At 67.9% G+C, this 17,776-nt stretch carries 19 protein-coding genes; 8 read left to right on the top strand and 11 right to left on the bottom strand.

Translation table 11 applies throughout. The features are described 5' to 3' along the window. The first annotated feature begins 10 nt into the window (after window positions 1-10). From OY559_RS18900 to OY559_RS18890, 3 genes are all read left to right on the top strand, one after another. Window positions 11-970: an AAA family ATPase gene (locus OY559_RS18900; RefSeq protein ID WP_277730064.1), complete on the top strand. Its 960-nt coding sequence runs from the start codon at window positions 11-13 to the stop codon at window positions 968-970. 163 nt (window positions 971-1,133) lie between these two features. Continuing rightward, window positions 1,134-2,432: a DUF58 domain-containing protein gene (locus OY559_RS18895; RefSeq protein WP_277727831.1), complete on the top strand. Its 1,299-nt coding sequence runs from the start codon at window positions 1,134-1,136 to the stop codon at window positions 2,430-2,432. Window positions 2,433-2,440: 8 nt separating this feature from the next. Then, window positions 2,441-3,475, top strand: coding sequence for a DUF4380 domain-containing protein (locus tag OY559_RS18890; RefSeq protein WP_277727830.1), 1,035 nt, complete (start codon window positions 2,441-2,443; stop codon window positions 3,473-3,475). A 6-nt stretch (window positions 3,476-3,481) separates the two neighbouring features. Here OY559_RS18890 and OY559_RS18885 read toward each other — a convergent pair whose 3' ends face one another. From OY559_RS18885 to aroE, 4 genes are all read right to left on the bottom strand, one after another. After that, window positions 3,482-4,264 carry a ThuA domain-containing protein gene (locus OY559_RS18885; protein WP_277727829.1) on the bottom strand — a complete coding sequence of 261 codons (783 nt, stop codon included), beginning with the start codon at window positions 4,262-4,264 and terminating at the stop codon, window positions 3,482-3,484. A 79-nt stretch (window positions 4,265-4,343) separates the two neighbouring features. Further along, a complete protein-coding gene (locus tag OY559_RS18880; RefSeq protein ID WP_277727828.1) occupies window positions 4,344-4,694 on the bottom strand; it encodes a hypothetical protein in 351 nt (116 codons plus the stop codon). 73 nt (window positions 4,695-4,767) lie between these two features. Continuing rightward, window positions 4,768-5,229, bottom strand: a complete 462-nt coding sequence (locus OY559_RS18875) for a hypothetical protein (RefSeq protein WP_277727827.1) — start codon at window positions 5,227-5,229, stop codon at window positions 4,768-4,770. After that, window positions 5,226-6,074, bottom strand: a complete 849-nt coding sequence (gene aroE / locus OY559_RS18870; protein ID WP_277727826.1) for a shikimate dehydrogenase — start codon at window positions 6,072-6,074, stop codon at window positions 5,226-5,228. Before aroE ends, OY559_RS18875 begins: the two co-directional genes overlap by 4 nt. Window positions 6,075-6,390: 316 nt before the next feature. Here aroE and OY559_RS18865 point away from each other — a divergent pair, with 316 nt between their 5' ends. After that, on the top strand, window positions 6,391-7,119 hold the full coding sequence (locus tag OY559_RS18865) for an outer membrane beta-barrel protein (RefSeq protein ID WP_277727825.1): 729 nt from the start codon (window positions 6,391-6,393) through the stop codon (window positions 7,117-7,119). Window positions 7,120-7,189: 70 nt separating this feature from the next. On the opposite strand, the gene OY559_RS18860 is transcribed toward OY559_RS18865, so the two are convergent. The 4 genes from OY559_RS18860 to OY559_RS18845 all read right to left on the bottom strand — a co-directional run bounded on the left by OY559_RS18860 (window position 7,190) and on the right by OY559_RS18845 (window position 10,076). Next, window positions 7,190-7,651, bottom strand: a complete 462-nt coding sequence (locus OY559_RS18860; protein WP_277727824.1) for a GNAT family N-acetyltransferase — start codon at window positions 7,649-7,651, stop codon at window positions 7,190-7,192. Between the two features lies 1 nt (window position 7,652). Next, window positions 7,653-8,642 carry a porphobilinogen synthase gene (gene hemB / locus OY559_RS18855; protein WP_277727823.1) on the bottom strand — a complete coding sequence of 330 codons (990 nt, stop codon included), beginning with the start codon at window positions 8,640-8,642 and terminating at the stop codon, window positions 7,653-7,655. Window positions 8,643-8,739: 97 nt separating this feature from the next. Then, the gene (locus tag OY559_RS18850; RefSeq protein ID WP_277727822.1) at window positions 8,740-8,988 is read right to left on the bottom strand and encodes a hypothetical protein; all 249 of its coding nucleotides are present in this window, start codon (window positions 8,986-8,988) and stop codon (window positions 8,740-8,742) included. A 68-nt stretch (window positions 8,989-9,056) separates the two neighbouring features. After that, on the bottom strand, window positions 9,057-10,076 hold the full coding sequence (locus OY559_RS18845; RefSeq protein ID WP_277727821.1) for a chorismate transformation FkbO/Hyg5 family protein: 1,020 nt from the start codon (window positions 10,074-10,076) through the stop codon (window positions 9,057-9,059). A gap of 131 nt (window positions 10,077-10,207) precedes the next feature. Here OY559_RS18845 and OY559_RS18840 point away from each other — a divergent pair, with 131 nt between their 5' ends. Next, a complete protein-coding gene (locus tag OY559_RS18840) occupies window positions 10,208-10,669 on the top strand; it encodes a hypothetical protein (RefSeq protein ID WP_277727820.1) in 462 nt (153 codons plus the stop codon). Between the two features lie 60 nt (window positions 10,670-10,729). Here OY559_RS18840 and OY559_RS18835 read toward each other — a convergent pair whose 3' ends face one another. The 3 genes from OY559_RS18835 to OY559_RS18825 form a co-directional block, all read right to left on the bottom strand. Continuing rightward, window positions 10,730-11,182, bottom strand: a complete 453-nt coding sequence (locus tag OY559_RS18835; RefSeq protein ID WP_277727819.1) for a cytochrome c oxidase assembly factor Coa1 family protein — start codon at window positions 11,180-11,182, stop codon at window positions 10,730-10,732. A 16-nt stretch (window positions 11,183-11,198) separates the two neighbouring features. Then, complete coding sequence (locus tag OY559_RS18830) at window positions 11,199-13,427, bottom strand: dipeptidyl aminopeptidase 4 (RefSeq protein WP_277727818.1); 2,229 nt, start codon at window positions 13,425-13,427, stop codon at window positions 11,199-11,201. A 151-nt stretch (window positions 13,428-13,578) separates the two neighbouring features. Then, window positions 13,579-14,280 carry a glutathione binding-like protein gene (locus OY559_RS18825; RefSeq protein WP_277727817.1) on the bottom strand — a complete coding sequence of 234 codons (702 nt, stop codon included), beginning with the start codon at window positions 14,278-14,280 and terminating at the stop codon, window positions 13,579-13,581. A 107-nt stretch (window positions 14,281-14,387) separates the two neighbouring features. On the opposite strand from OY559_RS18825, the gene OY559_RS18820 reads away from it, so the two are divergent. From OY559_RS18820 to uvrD, 3 genes are read left to right on the top strand one after another with little or no spacing between them, the layout of a single operon-like run. Continuing rightward, on the top strand, window positions 14,388-15,008 hold the full coding sequence (locus tag OY559_RS18820; protein WP_241046975.1) for a TIGR00645 family protein: 621 nt from the start codon (window positions 14,388-14,390) through the stop codon (window positions 15,006-15,008). Window positions 15,009-15,012: 4 nt separating this feature from the next. After that, window positions 15,013-15,513: a GNAT family N-acetyltransferase gene (locus OY559_RS18815; protein WP_277727815.1), complete on the top strand. Its 501-nt coding sequence runs from the start codon at window positions 15,013-15,015 to the stop codon at window positions 15,511-15,513. Between the two features lie 49 nt (window positions 15,514-15,562). After that, entirely contained in the window at window positions 15,563-17,764 is a 2,202-nt protein-coding gene (gene uvrD, locus OY559_RS18810; RefSeq protein WP_277727814.1) for a DNA helicase II, read from the top strand. Window positions 17,765-17,776: the final 12 nt, after the last annotated feature.

The raw sequence follows: 17,776 nt of genomic DNA, 5'->3' as shown, positions 1-17,776 counted from the left end.
GCTTCCGCCGATGCCGGAAAACGCGCTGTCCCAGCGCGTCGATGCCGTACGCGAGGAAGTGTCCAAGGCGTTCATCGGCCAGCCGGATGTCCTCGACCAGATCCTGATCGCCCTGCTGGCGGGCGGCCACGTCCTGATCGAAGGCGTGCCGGGGCTCGGGAAGACGCTGCTGGTGCGGGCCCTCGCGCAGGCACTGGAGCTGACCTACGGACGCGTGCAGTTCACTCCCGACCTGATGCCCAGCGATGTCAGCGGGCACGCCGTCTACGACCCGAAGACGGAGAGCTTCAAGATCCGGCGCGGGCCGGTGTTCACCAACATCCTGCTCGCCGACGAGATCAACCGCGCGCCCGCCAAGACCCAGTCCGCGTTGCTGGAGGTGATGCAGGAAGGCCAGGTGACCATCGAAGGCAAATCCTTCGAGCTGTCGCCGCCGTTCATCACGCTCGCCACCCAGAACCCGGTCGAACAGGAAGGCACCTATCCGTTGCCGGAAGCGCAGCTCGACCGCTTCCTGCTGAAGGTGCTGATCGACTATCCGGCGCTGGACGACGAGAAGCGCATGGTCGATGCCATCACCACCGGCCGGACTGCCTCCGACTTCGATCTTTCGCAGGTGGCACGCGTGCTCGGCGCGGACGACATCATCGCCATGCAGCGCGAAACCGCCGCCGTGCGCGTGGACCCGGAAGTCATCGACTACGCCGTGCGCATCGTCGCCGCCACCCGCAAGTGGCCCGGCATCGCATTGGGTGCGGGCCCGCGCGGCAGCATCGCGCTTGTGCGCGCCGCACGCGCGCAGGCCGTCCTGCAGGGGCGCGATTTCGTCACCCCCGACGACGTGCGCGAGATCGCCCGCCCGGCGCTGCGCCACCGCATCACGCTGGCGCCGGAACTGCAGATCGAAGGGCAGTCGCCTGACGACGCGTTGCGCGCGCTGCTGGCGAAAGTGGACGCGCCGCGGAAATGATCGTCCGCGTGGCCCCGACCTATCTCGCGATCAGCTCCCTCCCCCGCCTGCCGGGGAGGGGCGGGGTGGGGGAGAGCGATCAACCTGATCGTTTGCCGACGTATCCGGTCTCCGATTGCCCCCATCCCAGCCTTCCCCCGCAGGCGGGGGAAGGAGCGCCACAATGAGGCCGGCGCCGCTGCTGATCCTGCTGATTGCCTGCTGGGGCCTTGCCGGCCTGGCCGTGCCGTTCCTCGGCTGGCCGTTGTGGCAGTGGCAGGCGGTCGGCGCGGGGCTGCTGGTGCTTGCAGCGCTGGATGCATGGCGGCTGCGCGCGCGCCCGCTCCCTGAGGTGGTGCGCGAGGTGCCCGAGGCCCTGCCACTGGGCATCGAGCGCGACGTCGCCCTGTGCTTCGAATCACGGGTGCGGCAACGGCTGGATGTGTTCGACCTGTATCCGGGCGGCTGGCCGTCGTCCGGCATGCCGCGGCGGCTCGCGCTCGCCCCGATGTCGGCGACCCGCATCACCTACCGGTTGCGGCCCAGTGCGCGCGGCGATGCCGCGTTCGAGGGTGTGCAGCTGCGCCTGCGTTCCGCGCTGGGACTGTGGCGGCAGTCGCGCGTGGCGGGCGCGCCGCAACGCGTGCGCGTGTATCCCAACTTCGCACCGCTGACGCGTTTCGCGCTGTTCAGTGCCGAACAGGCCTCGCGCCTGGTGGGCGCACACCTCAAGCGGCGACGCGGCGAAGGCACCGACTTCAACCAGATGCGCGAGTACCGCGTGGGCGACAGCCTGCGCCAGGTCGACTGGAAGGCGACGGCGCGCTCGCGCAAGCTGATCTCGCGCGAATACCAGGATGAGAAGAACCAGCAACTGGTCATGCTGATCGATACCGGTCGCCGGATGATGGCGCGCGAGGATGCGCTGGGGCATTTCGACCACGTACTCAATGCCGCGCTGGTGGTGTCGTACCTGGCATTGCGCCAGGGCGATGGCGTGGGCCTGCTCGCGGCAGGTGGCGACAGCCGCTGGGTGGCGCCGCAGCGCGGGATGGCCGCCATCGACACGCTGCTGCGCGCCAGCTACGACCTGCAGCCGCGCGCGGTGGCCACGGACTACCTGGCAGCGGCCACCGAGCTGAGCCTGCGGCAGCGCCGGCGTTCGCTGGTGATGCTGGTCACCAACGTCCGTGACGAAGACATCGAAGACCTGCTGGCCGCCGTGCGCCTGTTGCAGCGCCGTCACCTGGTCTGCGTGGCCAGCCTGCGCGAGACCTCGCTGGATGAGGCGCTCGATGGCGAAGTCCGCGACCTGCACGGTGCCATCCATGCCGGCGCGGTGGCGCGCTATCTGGAGCAGCGCACGGCCGCGCACGATGCGCTCCGCAGCCACCGGGTGATGGTGCTCGACGTTTCCAGCGACGAACTGCCCGGTGCATTGGTGGAGCGTTACCTGGCGGTGAAGCGGGACGGCGTGCTCTAGTGGCGCGCATGCGCTCGGCCGCCGCATTCCTGCTGCTCCTGACGGCCCTGTGCCCGCAGGGCGCGACGGCGCGGCCGTCCACGGAGGTGGAGCGCGTCCGCCTGCAGTCCGGCGATGTGGTGCTCGACGTTACGCCCGCCCTGGGTGGGCGTGTGTTGCGGTTCGGGCTGGTGGATCGGCCCAACCTGATCAAGGTCGGCGATCCCGTCGCCTCGCAACCATCGCCGGCCGTATCGCCCGATGCGGATGACATCGGCTATCTCGGTCACGACATATGGCTGGGACCGCAGAGCGGCTGGTGGTCCGACCAGCGCGTGAATCCTGCGCGTCGCGCTTCGAAGGCCGTGTGGCCGCCCGACCCTTACCTGGCTTTCGCCGAGACCCGCGTGGTCGCGCGTTCGCCCGAACGGCTGGTGCTGGAGGGCATCGACAGCCCGGTCACCGGCGTGCGGCTGTTGAAAGCGTTCGCGTTCGATCCGGCGGATCCGTCCACCGTCATCGTGACGGCGACCGCGCGCAACATCCGCGACCGCCCGGTCGCGCGCGACCTGTGGTTCAACACCCGCACCTCGGCGGCCACGCGCGTCTACGTACCCGTTGCCAGTGCGCGTGACGTGCGGGTGGAGGCCGCGGAGGGAGCTACCTCTGCCTGGATGATCGAAGGGGGCGTGTTCTCGTTCCTGCCCATGCCGCAGGAGATGGAGATGCGCCGTGGCAAGGTATTCCTTCAGCCATCCGCAGGCTGGATGGCCGGCTTCGCGCATGGGCAGGTGTTCGTGATCCGCTTCGATCACCTGCCACGTGCCGCGATCCATCCGGAGCATGGGCAGGTCGAGCTCTATCTCGACAACGCCGCCGACGTGCAGGCCGGCTTGCTGGAGATGGAGGTGCACGCCGCCTTTCGCACGCTTGCACCCGGCGAGGCGATGCAGGCCCGCGAGCGCTGGACGGTGTTGCCTTACGAAGGCCCGGAGACACAGGACGCGCAGGTGGCGTTCCTGTGTTCACGGCTGCAGCTCTGCGCCGGACCTGCCGTGCGCTGACGCGGATCAACGCGGTTCGTCGATGCCCAGGCCGGTCGCGGCCCACCAGATGCCGCCGTACAGGTGCGCGAGGTAGAGCGGATCGTCGTAGAGCGCGGGAGTATGGCCGAGCGCGGTGACGAAGATGCGGCCACCGTCGTAGAGGTGGTACCACGCGACAGGGTGTTCTTTCCCCATGCCGTGCGCGGTCTGGCCCGGCCAGATGCGGGAAGGATCGTAGGTGGATTCATCCACGCTCAGCACGGTCCGCAGGCCGCGCGTGACCGGGGCATTGAACTCGTACCATTCGTCCGTCCAGATCCACTGCGCCGGCAGGCCGGAGGTGGCGGGAAACGCAGGGTCTTCCACGCGCACGGTGGCGGTCTGCACCATCGGATGGATGCGGAACGTGCGTCCGATCAGCCGTTCGAACCAGGGCCACTCGCCAGGCGGGTTGAAGATCAGCGCGCGGTGCACCGCCACCACGCCGCCGCCGGCGCGCACGTAGGACGCCAGCCTTTCGCGCTGCGGGCCCTTCAGCTCATCACCGGGCGTGTTGAGCAGCACGATGGCGGCATAGGCCGAAAGATCGCCATCGAACGGCGTGCTGTTCCACGACCATGTGAGGTCGAACGCATGCCGCTGCGCCATGCGTTCGAACTGCGGCTTGGCGACCACGGCATAGTCGTGGTGATAGCGGTTGGGAATCGCGACGACCAGCACCTTGAACTGGCCCTGCGCGAAGGCGGAGGGAGCCAGGCAGGCGAGGCCTGCGAGGAAGAGCAGGGTCAGCAGGAGAAGGCGTTTCATCCTGCGATGCTAGCCCGGCGGCGCGTGGCCGAGCATCGCGGTCGTATTCCGTTTTCGGCAACGCCTATGCGGATATCGCCTAGGCCGCCCGCGTCGCCTGCATGGCCTTGCAGGCGCCCCAGACCAGCAGCACCAGTCCGACAGCGGACACCACGCCCAGCAGCATGCCGAACGCGCCGAACAGGGACATCATCCCGCTCAACGATGAATAACTGTCGGTGTTGCTGTTGATCAGCCATGCGTGCCAGACGCTCATCACACCCCGCAGCAGCGTGGTCAGCAGCATCACCGACGTGCCCGCCAACGCCAGCTTGCGGCCGGGCGCTGCCGGCACCCACATCGCCAGCATGGCGACGCCCGCCACGCAGGCCAGCAGCTCGGGCAGCTGGTAGCCGAGCATCGTCAGCAGTTGGGTGAGGAATCCGTCCATGCATGTTTTCCTGTGTCAGGGCGAGGGAGCGTTTCGATCCGCTGGGCGAGTTCCGGATCGATGATCGCGGGACTCAACGTTCCTGCCTGACGATTTTTCCGGTCAGCGTGAATCGATAGCCGGCGGTCCGCATCATGTCCACGGTCTTTGCGAACACGACCACGAGGGTGATGATCTTGACGTAGGGTATCAGCAGCGATGCCACGATCAGGATGTTGATATAGCCGGCCCAACCGAAACCGTCCATGCACAGATAGGTGCCGTACGCGCCGAACGCGAAGCCGGCGACGGTCAGCAAGGTCGCCACGATGCCCAGCAGCGACGACGCATCCGCGCCGAACCCGAGGACGAGGGCGGCTACGTTGAATACGATGGCGACCGGCAGCAACCGCAATCCCTGTGCCGCCTGCAGTGCCGCGCCGTTGCGCTGGCGGTCCTTGTTGAAGCTGATGTCTGAAAAATCCGGTTGCATCCCTGCCGTCCCTGCTTCTTGTTGTCGATTCTGTGTCCGCCGCGCGAATGCGCGGCGGGTCAATCCGCCGTCACCAGCACCTTGTCCCTGTCGCGCAGCGCGGCATAGACCGCATCGGTTTCCGGGCGCACGCCGTGCCATTGCTCGAATGCCTCGGCCGCCTGTTCCACCAGCATGCCCAATCCATCCACGGCATCGTGGCAGCCGGCGGCGCGCGCCCACGCGAGGAAGGGAATCGCGGCTTCGCCGTAATTGAGATCCACCGCCAGCGTGCGTGGCGTGGCGAGGTGGAAGGGCAGGCTGAATTCGCCCTGGTCCTGCCGCGAGGCGGACGTGGCGTTGACGATCAGCGAGAAGTCGCCGAGGTCGCGCAGGTCGTTCCAGTAGCGCGAATGCGCACGCTCCGGCTCGCCCAGTGCGTCCGCCAGCGCATCCGCGCGATCAGGCGTGCGGTTGACGATGATCAGCTCGCTGATGCCCGCATCGAGCAATGCCGGCGCTACGCCGCGCGCCGCGCCACCGGCACCCAGCAGCAACGCACGGCGTGCGCGCAAGTCCAGGCCATGGCGGCCGGTCAGGTCCCGCACCAGCCCCGCACCGTCGGTGTTGTCGCCATGCCATTGGCCATCGTTGCGGGTCAGCGTGTTCACCGCGCCGGCGCGCCGTGCGCGTTCGGAGGTCTGCGCACAGATCGCGAAGGCGGCTTCTTTCAACGGCAGGGTGACGTTGGCACCCGCGCCCCCGTCACTTGCAAAGCGATCAAGCGCGGCGACGAAGTCGTACGCGGCGACATCGATGGCGGTGTACTCCAGCGTGATGCCGACCTGGCGCGCGAACGCCGCATGGATGCGGGGCGACAGCGAGTGGGCGACGGGATGGCCGAAGACGGCGTAGCGGTGGTTGGTCATGGTGCGGATCCCCGTCTCCAGTCGTTGTCCGCAGTCTACGCGCGCCGGTGCCGGCTTGACAGACGGCGCCACGCGCCTCACTGTGCCGCCGCCGAAGGGGGCGCGCCAGGGAACGGGGCAACCGGCAGGCCGGGCTGGGGAGTCCGACCGCCGTCCACCTTGTGCTCTGCTGCTCCGCCGCGGCTGCCGACCGGAACGGATCGGCAGACAGGCCCGCACAAGCGTGCCCATCGGTACTGATCGCCGCGACACACCATCCGCCCCGCCGGTACCGCAAGGACGCGGGGTTTCCATCATTGCCGAAAGGGAAAACACCATGACGCCGTTGTTCCGTTGCTTGCCACTCGTGCTGGCCGCGTTCGCTGTGCACGCACAGGCGCAGTCCATCTCGCCAGCCTATGAAGCCTTCCGCAAGAAGGAGGCGCCCCAGCCCGCCGCCGCCCAGCCCGTGACGCCGGCAACGCAGGCCGCCGCCCCTCAGCCCGCATCGCCGGCCCCTGCGCCGACGTACCAGGCACCAGCCCATGTTTCGCCCGCGCCTGTCCGGGAAGAGCAGGAAGACGGCGGCTTCTTCGTCGGGGTGCAGGCCGGCCAGGGCTGGATCTACGAAGACGTCGAACAGGATGCCGTCGCCGTGAGCGCGGGTTACCGCTGGCAGGCGGGTCCGTGGGCGCAGGTGGGCGTGGAACTGTCGGGTGGCCGCCTGGACGAGACCACCGATGGCGACTGGCGGTTCGCGAAGGCGACCTACAGGGCCATCGGCGCGAATGCACGCATGAACTTCGGCGACAGCCCGTGGTTCGCCACCGTGCGCGGCGGCTACTTCGACGCCGAGGTTGACGGCGCCGACGAGGAATTCGACGCCGACGGAGGCTACGCCGGCATCGCCATCGGCGTAGACATCAATCGCCACCTCAACATCAGCCTCGGCTATACCGCGTTCGTCTACGCCGACGACTACACCTACAACGACTGCGACGACGACCTCGACTGCGACTTCAACCGTGCCGACACCGTGATGCTGGGTGTCGAAGCGCGCTTCTGAGCGCTGGACGAAAACGGGAGCCGGACGGCTCCCGTTTTTTCATGCCCCGCCGATACCGCGAAGCATCCGGTCAATCGCCTGCCGCTCTTGCCAGCCGTCGTACGTAGACATGCTGGGTCTTGGCCAGCGCGAACCCGGCTGACGGATAGAACGCATGCGATTCCGGGCGCAGGATGTTGGAGCGCACGAAGACGTCCGTGCCGCCCTGGTCCCGTATCCAGTCGCAGGCCGTATCCACCAGGCCCCGCGCCAGACCGAGGCGTCGCGCCCGCGGGTCGACGATCAATGCCGTGATCTCGGCGCGCCCGCCGAACTCGATCATCAGCCGCCACTCCGCGGCCACCATTCCCATCAGGCCGCTGTCGTCGTCTGCTGAGGCGGCGACCATCACGGCATGCGCGGGCGATGCCAGCAGGGTGGCCAGCCGTCCGGCCATCGCGGCGCTGTCGACCGGATAGGCGAGCAGCGTGCACAGCCGCGCCAGCTCCGCTGCATCGTCATGTCGTGCATCGCGGATGACGACGGTGCTCACCTCAGCCGTCCCGCAGCCAGCGCGCCGCATCCAGCGCGAAGTAGGTCAGCACGCCGTCGGCACCGGCACGCTTGAACGCGGTGAGTGCCTCCAATGCGCAGGCCTTCTCGTCCAGCCAGCCGTTCGCGGCCGCCGCTTTGATCATCGCGTACTCGCCGCTGACCTGGTAGGCGAAGGTCGGCACGCCGAATTCGTCCTTCACCCGGCGGATCACATCCAGGTACGGCAGGCCGGGCTTCACCATCACCATGTCCGCGCCTTCGTCCAGGTCCAGCGCGATCTCGTGCAGCGCTTCGTTGGAATTGGCCGGGTCCATCTGGTAGGTGAACTTGTTGCCCTTGCCCAGGTTGCCGGCGCTACCCACCGCGCTGCGGAACGGGCCGTAGAACGCGCTGGCGTACTTGGCCGCGTACGACATGATGCGGGTGTTGATGTACCCCGCCTTCTCCAGCGCCTCGCGGATCGCGCCGATGCGGCCGTCCATCATGTCGCTGGGCGAGAGGATGTCCACGCCGGCGGCGGCATGCGCCAGCGATTGCTTCACAAGCGCCTCGATGGTCTCGTCGTTGAGGATGTAGCCGGTGTCGTCGATCAGGCCATCCTGTCCGTGCGTGGTGTACGGGTCCAGCGCCTGGTCGCTCATCACGCCCAGTTCGGGGAAGCGCGCCTTCAGCGCGCGGATCGCGCGCGGGATGATGCCGTCCTCGTCCCAGGCGATGCGGCCATCGGCGGTCTTCGCCGCCGGATCCGGCACGCCGAACAGGTCCAGCACGGGCACGCCCAGTTCCAGCGCTTCTTCGCCCACGCGCAGCAGCTCGTCGATGGACAGGCGCTCGACGCCCGGCATCGACGCCACCGGCATCCGGCCCTTCTCCTCGTGCACGAACACGGGATAGATCAGGTCGTTGGTGGTCAGCACGTGCTCGCGCATCAGGCGACGGGAGAAGTCGTCGCGACGCATGCGGCGCGGGCGGGTGTAGGGGTAGGCCATCACGGGCTCCTGTCAGAGCGGCGCATGATACGCCGGTGTCCCGCGGGCGGGCCTGCGACAGGCGGTCGCAGCGCGGAACACTGCGTCCGGGAGGGCGTCAGATGACGCCGCCGCCCAGCGACAGGCGGATGATGCCGACCACGATGACGATGCCGTTGAGCACCAGCCCCGCCTTGGCGCGGCCGCGGTTTTCGGTACGGGTGAACAGGATGCCGATGGCGGCGATGATCGCGCCTACCGCCGCGAACGGAATCAGGAACCAGTTGCCCCAGCCCAGCAGCGGAATGAGCGCCAGCACCATCCACAGCATCGCCACGATGCCCCACAGCAGGCTGATCAGTCCCATGTCGATTCCCATGTGGGCGTGCGGAAGGTCGCCCCGTGCTTCCACTATGCGGACGGTCGCCGGGCGCTTCAAGCACCCACGCCGTGCATGCCCTCGATCTCGACCAGCAGCTCGCGCCGGCAGACGTCGGCATGCAGCATCAGCCACGGCACGCGCGTGCCCAGGCGGGCTTCGAGTTGCGCGGCCACGGCGTCTGCGTCGGCGGCATCGCTTACGTAGACCTTCAGGCGCGAGCTCGCATCCAGATGCGCCGGCAGTGTCGCCGCGTGCGTGCGTGCCGCGCCCAGCAGGCTGTCGAGGTTGGTGAGTGTCTCGTCCAGCTGCGCGCGCAACGAGTCCGCGTGCTGCGACGCGTGGCCGACGATGCTGGCGGTGCCGGACAGGAACAGGGGTACCTGGTGCGACGGCGGCAGCAGCGCGCGCGCGAAGCTCGGGGATTGCGGGCCGTATTCGCGCGGATAGCGGTAGGCGCTGACCTGGCGCGGATTTTCCAGCGGCATGCCCGGTTCACGTGCGGCGAGCCAGTAGACCTGCAGCACGCGGCGGCCATCGCGGCTGCCTATCGCCGTGGCGGCGGGCAACGTGCGCGTATCGACATCGCCCAGGCCCTGCACGCGGCCGATGCAGAATTGCCGGTAGCGCTCGCCGTCGCCCTCGCCCTGCGTGATGGCGTCGAAGTAGTTCCAGATGCGCAGCAGGTGCGGGTATCCGCTGTCGCGCCAGAAGGCGGCCATCGCGGCGTATGCATGCGCGCTCGCGTGCAGGATGCCGCCTTCGGGTTCTTCCCACTCCACCACGCCGAACATCAGCGCACCATCATGGCTGTAACGCACCGCGCCTTGGCGGCCGGTGGTCACCGGACCCGTGGCACGCCAGACTTCGTACGGGGCCGCGGCTTCGCGCAAGGGCGAGAGTGGCACGCGCAGGTAGCGCGGGTCGTCGATGGTCGAAGTGGCGGGCGCCAGTGCGCCGAAGCCGAACACCGCCAGGGTTTCCGGCAGGCTGAGCAGCGCGAGGGGGGAAGGGGCATGGATATAGTCGACCGCCAGCCGCTGGGGCGCGGGAGGATGATCGGGGGCGGAGCTCATCGTGCGGGACGCGGGCGCATGGTCAGGCCGAAATGATAACCCGCCGGCCTGCACGCGCCGCGAAGGACGCGATGTGCCAGTATTCAGCCCATGCGGCGGAAGATCGCCGTGGATCCCCGGGAGAAGCCGCCATGTCGTTCCGCATTGCCACTGCCATGTTCGCCGCCATGCTGGTCGCCGGGTGCGCCAGCAGCTCCAAGGTCATGCTCGGCCAGGCCCGCGCCCCGGTCGATCCCGCCCAGGTCCAGGTTTACCGCACCGCCCCCGCGGGCGCGCAGGAGATCGCGCAGCTCGAATCCAAGAGCGCGGTCGGCTTCGGCACGCAGGGCCAGACCGACGCCGCCGTCGCGCGCCTCAAGCGTGAAGCGGCGGCACTCGGTGCCAATGGCATCGTCCTGATCGGCGTGGGTTCCAGCGGATCGCCGGTCGGCATGTCCGTGGGCGCCGGCAGCTACGGTCGCCACTCGGGTGGTGGCTTGAGCATGGGCATTCCCACGACCCAGAAGCAGGCCGCAGGCGTGGCGATCTACGTGCCACCGGGAACGGCGGTGGATCCCGCCCTGGTCGTGCCGGAACCGGCACCGAAGAACTGAGTCGGCCACATCAGGTTGCGATCCGAAGGCGGCCCACGGCCGCCTTCGTCGTTCATGGGGTCAGGGAGACGCAGGACCGCCGTTGTCGGCTTCCAGCACGATCCGCTCCCCACCGTCCACGTTGACCGCCAGCGTTTCGTAGTGCCATTCGCCGGCGCGCTTCTCCGCCACCACGAACAGCGTGCCGTCGGTCTTGCTGCCATCGAGCGGAATCGCCAGTTCGGCTTCGCCGCCCGGTCCGCTGCTGTCGAGGCTGCCCTGCACGGACCAGCCGGGCTTGATCGGGGTGCCCAGTGCGGCGACCACGGCCGCATCGGCCTGCGCCCGCGCCATCGCATGCCGGTAGGGCTCCGAGGATTTCATCGCGCCGAAGATCAGCGTCATCAGCCCGGCGATGAAGGCGAGGAACGAGGCCAGCACCACCACCGCCAGCACGGGCACGCACCATTTCCAGTTACGGCTCCACCAGCCTGCTTTCGCGGCGGTGGGCATCGGTGGCGGGAAAGCGGTCATCGGCCTCTCCTTCGTCTCAGGGCTTCAGGCAGCGGGCGAAGAAATCCTCGGTCAGCCGGTAGCGGTGCAGCAGGTCGCTGCCGCGCAGGCCGTGCTTGGCGCCCGGGTAGGTCATCAGCTCGAACGGCGTGCCGCGCTTCTGCAGGTCACTCATCAGCTTGGTCGAGTTGGTGAACAGCACGTTGTCGTCGGCCATGCCGTGGATCAGCAGCAGCTTGCCGGCGCCGATGCCGTCAAGGTGGGTGAACACGCTGGCCTCGCGATAGCCCGCCTCGTTCGCCTTCGGCAGGTCCATGTAGCGCTCGGTGTAGTGGGTGTCGTACAGCGCCCAGTCCGTCACCGGCGCGCCGGACACGCCGCAGGCATAAGCCTGGCTGTGTTTGGCCAGCAGCATCAGCGTCATGTAGCCGCCATTGGACCAGCCGTACACGCCGATGCGCGCGGGATCGACGAATGCCTGCGACGTGAGCCATTCGACGCCGCGCAACTGGTCGTCCACTTCCACGGTGCCTTGCCTGCCGTAGAGCGCGCCGCCGAAGGCCGCGCCGCGCCGCGGCGTGCCGCGGTTGTCCAGCGAGAACACCACGTAGCCCCGCTGGGCCAGGTACTGGTTGAAGAAGCTGTCGCTGCGGCCGGGCCATGCGCGGGTGACGGTCTGCGCGGCGGGACCGCCGTAGACGAAAACCACGACCGGGTACTTCTTCTTCGGATCGAAATCGGCCGGCTTGATCAGGCTGTAGTGCAGGGGCGTGGTGCCGTCGGCCGCAGTCAGCGTGCCGTAGGCGGTGGGCTGGTGCGTCGTGCGGTACTTCGCGTAGGGATGCGCGGCATCGGTCACATCGTTGGCCAGCAGTGTCGCCAGCTTCGTGCCATCGGCCTTGAACAGTTCGATCTGCGGTAGCGTGGTGTCGCTGGACCAGCTGTCGACGAAGACACTGGCGTTGCGCGCGAAGGCGGCCGCATGCATGCCCGGTGCCTGGCTCAGTCGTCGCGGCTCGCCACCGGCCAACGGCACGGCGTAGACGTGCTGCTCGGCGGCGCTGTCGCGGGTACCGCTGACATAGGCCACGCCTGCGGCTTCATCGAGGGCCAACAGGCTGTCGACGACCCATTCGCCTTGCGTCAGCGCGGTCAACTTCGATCCGTCTTCCGACGCGACATACAGATGCTCGAACCCGCTGCGCTCCGACGACCACAGGAAGCGCCCGTCCTTCAGGAAGCGCAGGTCGCTGTGCAGCGGCACCCATGTCTTCGACGTTTCCGTCACCAGCGTGCGCTGCTGGCCGGTCGCCAGCGTGGTCTCGATCAGTTCGAGCTCCTTCTGGTCGCGCGACTGGCGCTGGAACGTCAGGCGCTGCGGATCACGCCAGTCCACGCGGGCCAGGTAGATGTCCTTCTCGGTGCCCAGGTCTATCCACTGCGGCTTGGCACCGGTCTTCGGCACGATCACGCCCAGCTGCACCAGCACGTTGTGATCGCCGGCAGCCGGGTAGCGCTGCTCGACCACGTCCGTGCGGTCGGGATAGACCTCGTAGCGCTTCTGTACCGGCACGGGCGTTTCGTCGATACGCGCGAACGCGATGGCCGAATCGTCCGGCGCCCACCAGTAACCGGTGTGGCGGTCCATTTCCTCGTCGGCGACGAATTCGGCCACGCCGTTGCCGATCGTGTCGCTGCCATCGCGGGTCAGCTGCACTTCCTTGCCGTCGACCAAGGCGATGACCCACAGGTTGCGATCGCGGATGAAGCTGACGAAGCCGCCTTTCGGCGAGAGCTTCGGATCGGTCGCGAACCCGCCGCCGTCCGTGAGCTTGCGCACTGCGTCCTTGCCGGACTTTGCAAGGTCATAGAAGTACAGCTCGCCGCCGAGCGGGAACAACAATGCCTTGCCGTCCGGCGACCATTGGTAATCGACGATGCCCGAGAGCGCGGCGATGCGCTGGCGCTCGCGGCGCGCTTTTTCCTCGTCGCTCAGGACTTCTTCGCCTGGCAGCACCACGGAGGAGTCCACCAGCAGGCGCGTCTGGCCGCTCGCGATGTCGTATTCCCACAGGTCCAGCCGGTTGCGGTCGCTGTCCTTGCCGCGCAGGAACGTCACCCGCGATCCGTCCGGCGCAACTTGCGGTTTGGTCAGTGTCGGTCCGGTCAGCGGTGCGCTGCCGGTGATGGCTTCCAGCGTGAGCTTCTCGGCGTGGGCGGGCAGGGCGGTGGCGAAGGTCATCAGGGCGAACAGGGCAAGGCGCATCGGATTTCTCGGGCGGCGGGGCCGGTCAGGCCCGGATTATTGCACCCGCGAACCGTAGCGTGCGCTGCGCGCACGACCTGGAGATTCCACACCGCGCGTCGTACGCGTGGCGCGTGATACAGGGGTCAGGCGGTCGTGCACATGGCGCACGCTACCGGCCGAACAGGTGCTTGCGCTCTTCGTCGGTCAGCGGCTTGCCGGCGTCGGGATTGACCTGTGTCTTCAACGCATACGCACGTTGCACGGCCGGTCGCGCGGCCACGTCCGCATGCCAGCGCTGCAGGTGGGGATACGGTGACATATCCAGTGGCGCCTTGTCGTAGGCGTTGACCCACGGATGGATCGCCATGTCGGCGATGCTGTAATCCTCGCCGGCCACGTACGCATGCTTCGCCAGCTGCCCATCCAGCACGCCAAGCAGGCGCTGCACCTCGCGGGTGTAACGGTCGATGGCATACGGGATCTTCTCCGGCGCGTACACGGTGAAGTGGCCGTACTGCCCGCTCATCGGGCCCAGGCCGGCCATCTGCCACATCAGCCACTGGTTCACGGTGACTTTCTGCCGCGTATCGGCGCCGAAGAAGCGCCCGGTCTTGTTGGCCAGGTAAAGCAGGATGGCGCCGGATTCGAATACGCTGATCGGCGCGCCGCCGTCGGCGGGGGCATGGTCGATGATGGCCGGCATCTTGTTGTTGGGCGAGAACGCCAGGTATTCCGGCTTGAACTGGTCGCCCTTGCCGATGTCGACCGGCACGATGCGGTAGTCGAGCTTCGCGCCTGCCTCGGCCAGTTCTTCCAGCATCAGCGTGATCTTGTGGCCGTTCGGCGTGGGCCAGTAATAGAGGTCGATCATGGGGGATTCCACGGCGAGGGGAGGCCTTCGAGTCTAGCGGTGCCGGCGGACTTGGCAGCGTCAAGATCCGCCGTTACCCTGCCGCATCCTTGGAAAACACTGTTCCCATGACGCTTCCGCCCAGCCCTCGCCCCAACTTCCTGCCCAACCTGATCTTTGCGTCGCGCTGGCTGCAGCTGCCGCTGTACTTGGGCCTGATCGTGGCGCAGTGCGTCTACGTGTTCCTGTTCGGCAAGGAACTCTGGCACCTGATCCACCGCGCGCCCGGATTGGGCGAGCAGGAAATCATGCTGATCGTGCTGGGTCTGATCGACGTCGTGATGATCTCCAACCTGCTGGTCATGGTGATCGTCGGTGGCTACGAGACCTTCGTGTCGCGCCTGCGCCTGGAAGGCCACCCGGACCAGCCGGAGTGGCTGAGCCACGTCAATGCGTCCGTGTTGAAGGTCAAGCTGGCGATGGCGATCATCGGCATCTCGTCGATCCACCTGCTGAAAACCTTCATCGCGGCCGGTGCCTTGAACGGCCTTCCGTTCTGCACGCCCGCGCAACTGGCTCAAATGAAGGCGGAGATGGCCATCACCAGCACGCAGTGCACGCAGCTGACGCCGGACGGCGTGCTCTGGCAGACCATCATCCATTGCGTCTTCATTCTGTCGGCGATCGGCATTGCTTGGACCGACAAGTTGATGAACGGCGGCGCGCCCGCCAAGCACGCCGCGCACTGATCCGGTGACGACCGAGCCCGTAATACGCGATGCGGACGATGGCGACATCGCGGCCATCGTCGCGCTGAACACATCCGAGGTCCGCCACACCAGCCCGATGGACGAAGACAGGGCGCGCCAGTTGGCATCCCTGTCCGCCCACCTGCGCGTGGCGACGCTGGATGGCCGCGTCGTCGCGTTCCTGCTCGCGATGCGCGCCGGCGCCCACTACAGCAACGACAACTTCGGCTGGTTCGCTGCGCGTTACCGGGATTTCCTGTACGTGGACCGCATCGTCGTGGATGCCGCCGTGCAGGGCCATCGTCTCGGGTCGGCGCTCTATGGCGACCTGTTCGCCTTCGCGCGCGCAGCGGGCATACCGTGCATCACCTGCGAGTTCAACGTGGTGCCGCCGAACGAGCCGTCGCGCCTGTTCCATGCGCGGCATGGCTTCGTCGAAGCGGGTCGCCAATGGCTGGATGATGGCCGCAAGCAGGTCTCGATGCAGATCGCCGAGCTCGCCTGAACGGCCAGCGTCTCAGGGTTTGGGTCGCCGCAGGCCGTAAAATGCGCGGATGGATGTTTCCCACCTGCTCGACGACCTGAATCCCGCCCAGCGCGACGCCGTCTCCGCCGAACCCGGGCATTACCTGGTCCTGGCCGGCGCCGGCTCCGGCAAGACCCGCGTGCTGACCCACCGCATCGCCTGGCTCAACGAAGTCCACGGCGTGCCGACCCACGGCATCCTGGCGGTGACGTTCACCAACAAGGCCGCCGGCGAGATGCGTGCGCGCGCCGACGTGCAGCTGCGCAACGGCAGCCGCGGCATGTGGATCGGCACCTTCCACGGCCTCGCGCACCGCCTGCTGCGGCTGCACTGGCAGGAAGCGAAGCTGCCGGAAACGTTCCAGGTGCTGGACAGCGACGACCAACAGCGCCTGGTCAAGCGCGTCGTCCAGGGGATGGAGCTGGACGAGGGCAAGTACCCGCCCAAGCAGCTCACCTGGTGGATCAACGAGCAGAAGGACGAAGGCCGCCGGCCCGACCACATCCAGCCGGCGCCGAACGACGACTGGCTCGACGTGCGTCGCCAGGTCTACGCCGGCTACCAGGAACGCTGCGACCGCGCCGGGCTGGTGGATTTCGCCGAACTGCTGCTGCGCGCGCACGAGCTGCTGCGCGACACGCCGGCCCTGCTGGCGCATTACCGCACGCGCTTCCGCGAGATCCTGGTGGACGAGTTCCAGGACACCAACGCCATCCAGTACGCGTTCGTCCGTGTGCTCGCAGGCGATACGGGACACGTGTTCGTGGTCGGCGACGACGACCAGAGCATCTACGGCTGGCGCGGCGCGAAAGTCGAGAACATGCAGCAGTTCCTGCGCGACCATCCGTCCGCGCGGACGATCCGGCTGGAACAGAATTACCGCTCCAGCGCCAACATCCTGGGCGCGGCCAACGCGGTGATCGCGCACAACCCCGGCCGGATCGGCAAGCAGCTGTGGACCGATACCGGCGACGGCGAGCCGATCGACTTGTACGCCGCCTACAACGAGATGGACGAAGCCCGCTTCGTCGTCGAGCGCATCCGCCAATGGGTGCGCGACGGCGGCAGCCTGGGCGACGCCGCCATCCTCTACCGCAGCAACGCACAGTCGCGTGCCTTCGAAGAGGCGCTGCTGTCCGAACAGGTGCCTTACCGCGTGTATGGCGGCATGCGCTTCTTCGAGCGCGCCGAAATCAAGGACGCGCTGGCCTACCTGCGCCTGATGGCCAACCGCGCCGACGACGCGGCGTTCGAGCGCGTGGTCAACACGCCCACGCGCGGCATCGGCGAGCGCACGCTGGACGAAGTACGAAGGCTGGCGCGCGGTGCACGCGTGTCGTTGTGGGGCGCAGCGATGCTGGCCGCGCAGGGCAGTGACCTGGCCGGGCGTGCGCGCAACGCGCTGGCCGCGTTCGCCGCACTGGTCGACCAGCTGGCCGAGGAAACCGCGGAGATGACGCTGGCCGAGCGCGTGGACCACGTGCTGGCACGCTCCGGCCTGCGCGAGCACTGGGCACGCGAGAGCCGCGGCGGGCTGGATTCCGAATCCCGCACCGAGAACCTCGACGAACTGGTGTCGGTCGCCTCGCGCTTCGTGCGCCGCGAAGACATCGCCGCCGAGGAAGACGGCCAGGAGGGCATGAGCGAGCTGGTCGCCTTCCTGTCCTACGCCGCGCTGGAGGCGGGCGAAGGCCAGGTCGAGGCCGGCGAGGACGGCGTGCAGCTGATGACGCTGCATTCGGCCAAGGGCCTGGAATTCCCGCTGGTGTTCCTCGCGGGGCTGGAAGAGGGACTGTTCCCCAGCAACCGCTCGCTGGACGAGAGCGGACGGCTGGAGGAAGAGCGGCGGCTCGCTTATGTCGGCATCACCCGTGCGCGGCAGAAGCTGGTGTTGAGCTATGCCGAAGCGCGTCGCCTGCACGGCCAGGACATGTACGGCATCCCGTCGCGCTTCCTGCGCGAGATTCCCGCCCACCTGCTCAACGAAGTGCGTCCTCGCGTGCAGGTCAGCCGGCCGGCCTCCGGCTTCGCCACCCGGGTGACGCCCGGCCACGCCAGCCTGGAAGCGCCAGGCCTCAAGCTGGGCCAGACCGTCACCCACGCCAAGTTCGGCCAGGGTGTGGTGACCGACTACGAGGGCAGCGGCGCGCACGCGCGCGTGCAGGTCAATTTCGACAGCGAAGGCAGCAAGTGGCTGGTGATGGCCTACGCGAACCTGCAGGCCGTGTAACCCGTTCGATTG

Source organism: Pseudoxanthomonas sp. SE1 (assembly GCF_029542205.1).
Classification (GTDB): Bacteria; Pseudomonadota; Gammaproteobacteria; order Xanthomonadales; family Xanthomonadaceae; genus Pseudoxanthomonas_A.
The sequence above is the reverse complement of the archived record's forward strand: the minus strand, read 5'-3'. Positions and strand labels throughout refer to the sequence as shown.

Bases quoted from the DNA above. Each gene is read 5' to 3' on its own strand.
- OY559_RS18900 (WP_277730064.1), top strand. From the start codon at position 11: ATGCCGGAAAACGCGCTGTCCCAGCGCGTCGATGCCGTACGCGAGGAA.
- OY559_RS18895 (WP_277727831.1), top strand. From the start codon at position 1,134: ATGAGGCCGGCGCCGCTGCTGATCCTGCTGATTGCCTGCTGGGGCCTT.
- OY559_RS18890 (WP_277727830.1), top strand. From the start codon at position 2,441: ATGCGCTCGGCCGCCGCATTCCTGCTGCTCCTGACGGCCCTGTGCCCG.
- OY559_RS18885 (WP_277727829.1), bottom strand. From the start codon at position 4,264: ATGAAACGCCTTCTCCTGCTGACCCTGCTCTTCCTCGCAGGCCTCGCC.
- OY559_RS18880 (WP_277727828.1), bottom strand. From the start codon at position 4,694: ATGGACGGATTCCTCACCCAACTGCTGACGATGCTCGGCTACCAGCTG.
- aroE (WP_277727826.1), bottom strand. From the start codon at position 6,074: ATGACCAACCACCGCTACGCCGTCTTCGGCCATCCCGTCGCCCACTCG.
- OY559_RS18865 (WP_277727825.1), top strand. From the start codon at position 6,391: ATGACGCCGTTGTTCCGTTGCTTGCCACTCGTGCTGGCCGCGTTCGCT.
- hemB (WP_277727823.1), bottom strand. From the start codon at position 8,642: ATGGCCTACCCCTACACCCGCCCGCGCCGCATGCGTCGCGACGACTTC.
- OY559_RS18850 (WP_277727822.1), bottom strand. From the start codon at position 8,988: ATGGGACTGATCAGCCTGCTGTGGGGCATCGTGGCGATGCTGTGGATG.
- OY559_RS18845 (WP_277727821.1), bottom strand. From the start codon at position 10,076: ATGAGCTCCGCCCCCGATCATCCTCCCGCGCCCCAGCGGCTGGCGGTC.
- OY559_RS18840 (WP_277727820.1), top strand. From the start codon at position 10,208: ATGTCGTTCCGCATTGCCACTGCCATGTTCGCCGCCATGCTGGTCGCC.
- OY559_RS18835 (WP_277727819.1), bottom strand. From the start codon at position 11,182: ATGACCGCTTTCCCGCCACCGATGCCCACCGCCGCGAAAGCAGGCTGG.
- OY559_RS18830 (WP_277727818.1), bottom strand. From the start codon at position 13,427: ATGCGCCTTGCCCTGTTCGCCCTGATGACCTTCGCCACCGCCCTGCCC.
- OY559_RS18825 (WP_277727817.1), bottom strand. From the start codon at position 14,280: ATGATCGACCTCTATTACTGGCCCACGCCGAACGGCCACAAGATCACG.
- OY559_RS18820 (WP_241046975.1), top strand. From the start codon at position 14,388: ATGACGCTTCCGCCCAGCCCTCGCCCCAACTTCCTGCCCAACCTGATC.
- uvrD (WP_277727814.1), top strand. From the start codon at position 15,563: ATGGATGTTTCCCACCTGCTCGACGACCTGAATCCCGCCCAGCGCGAC.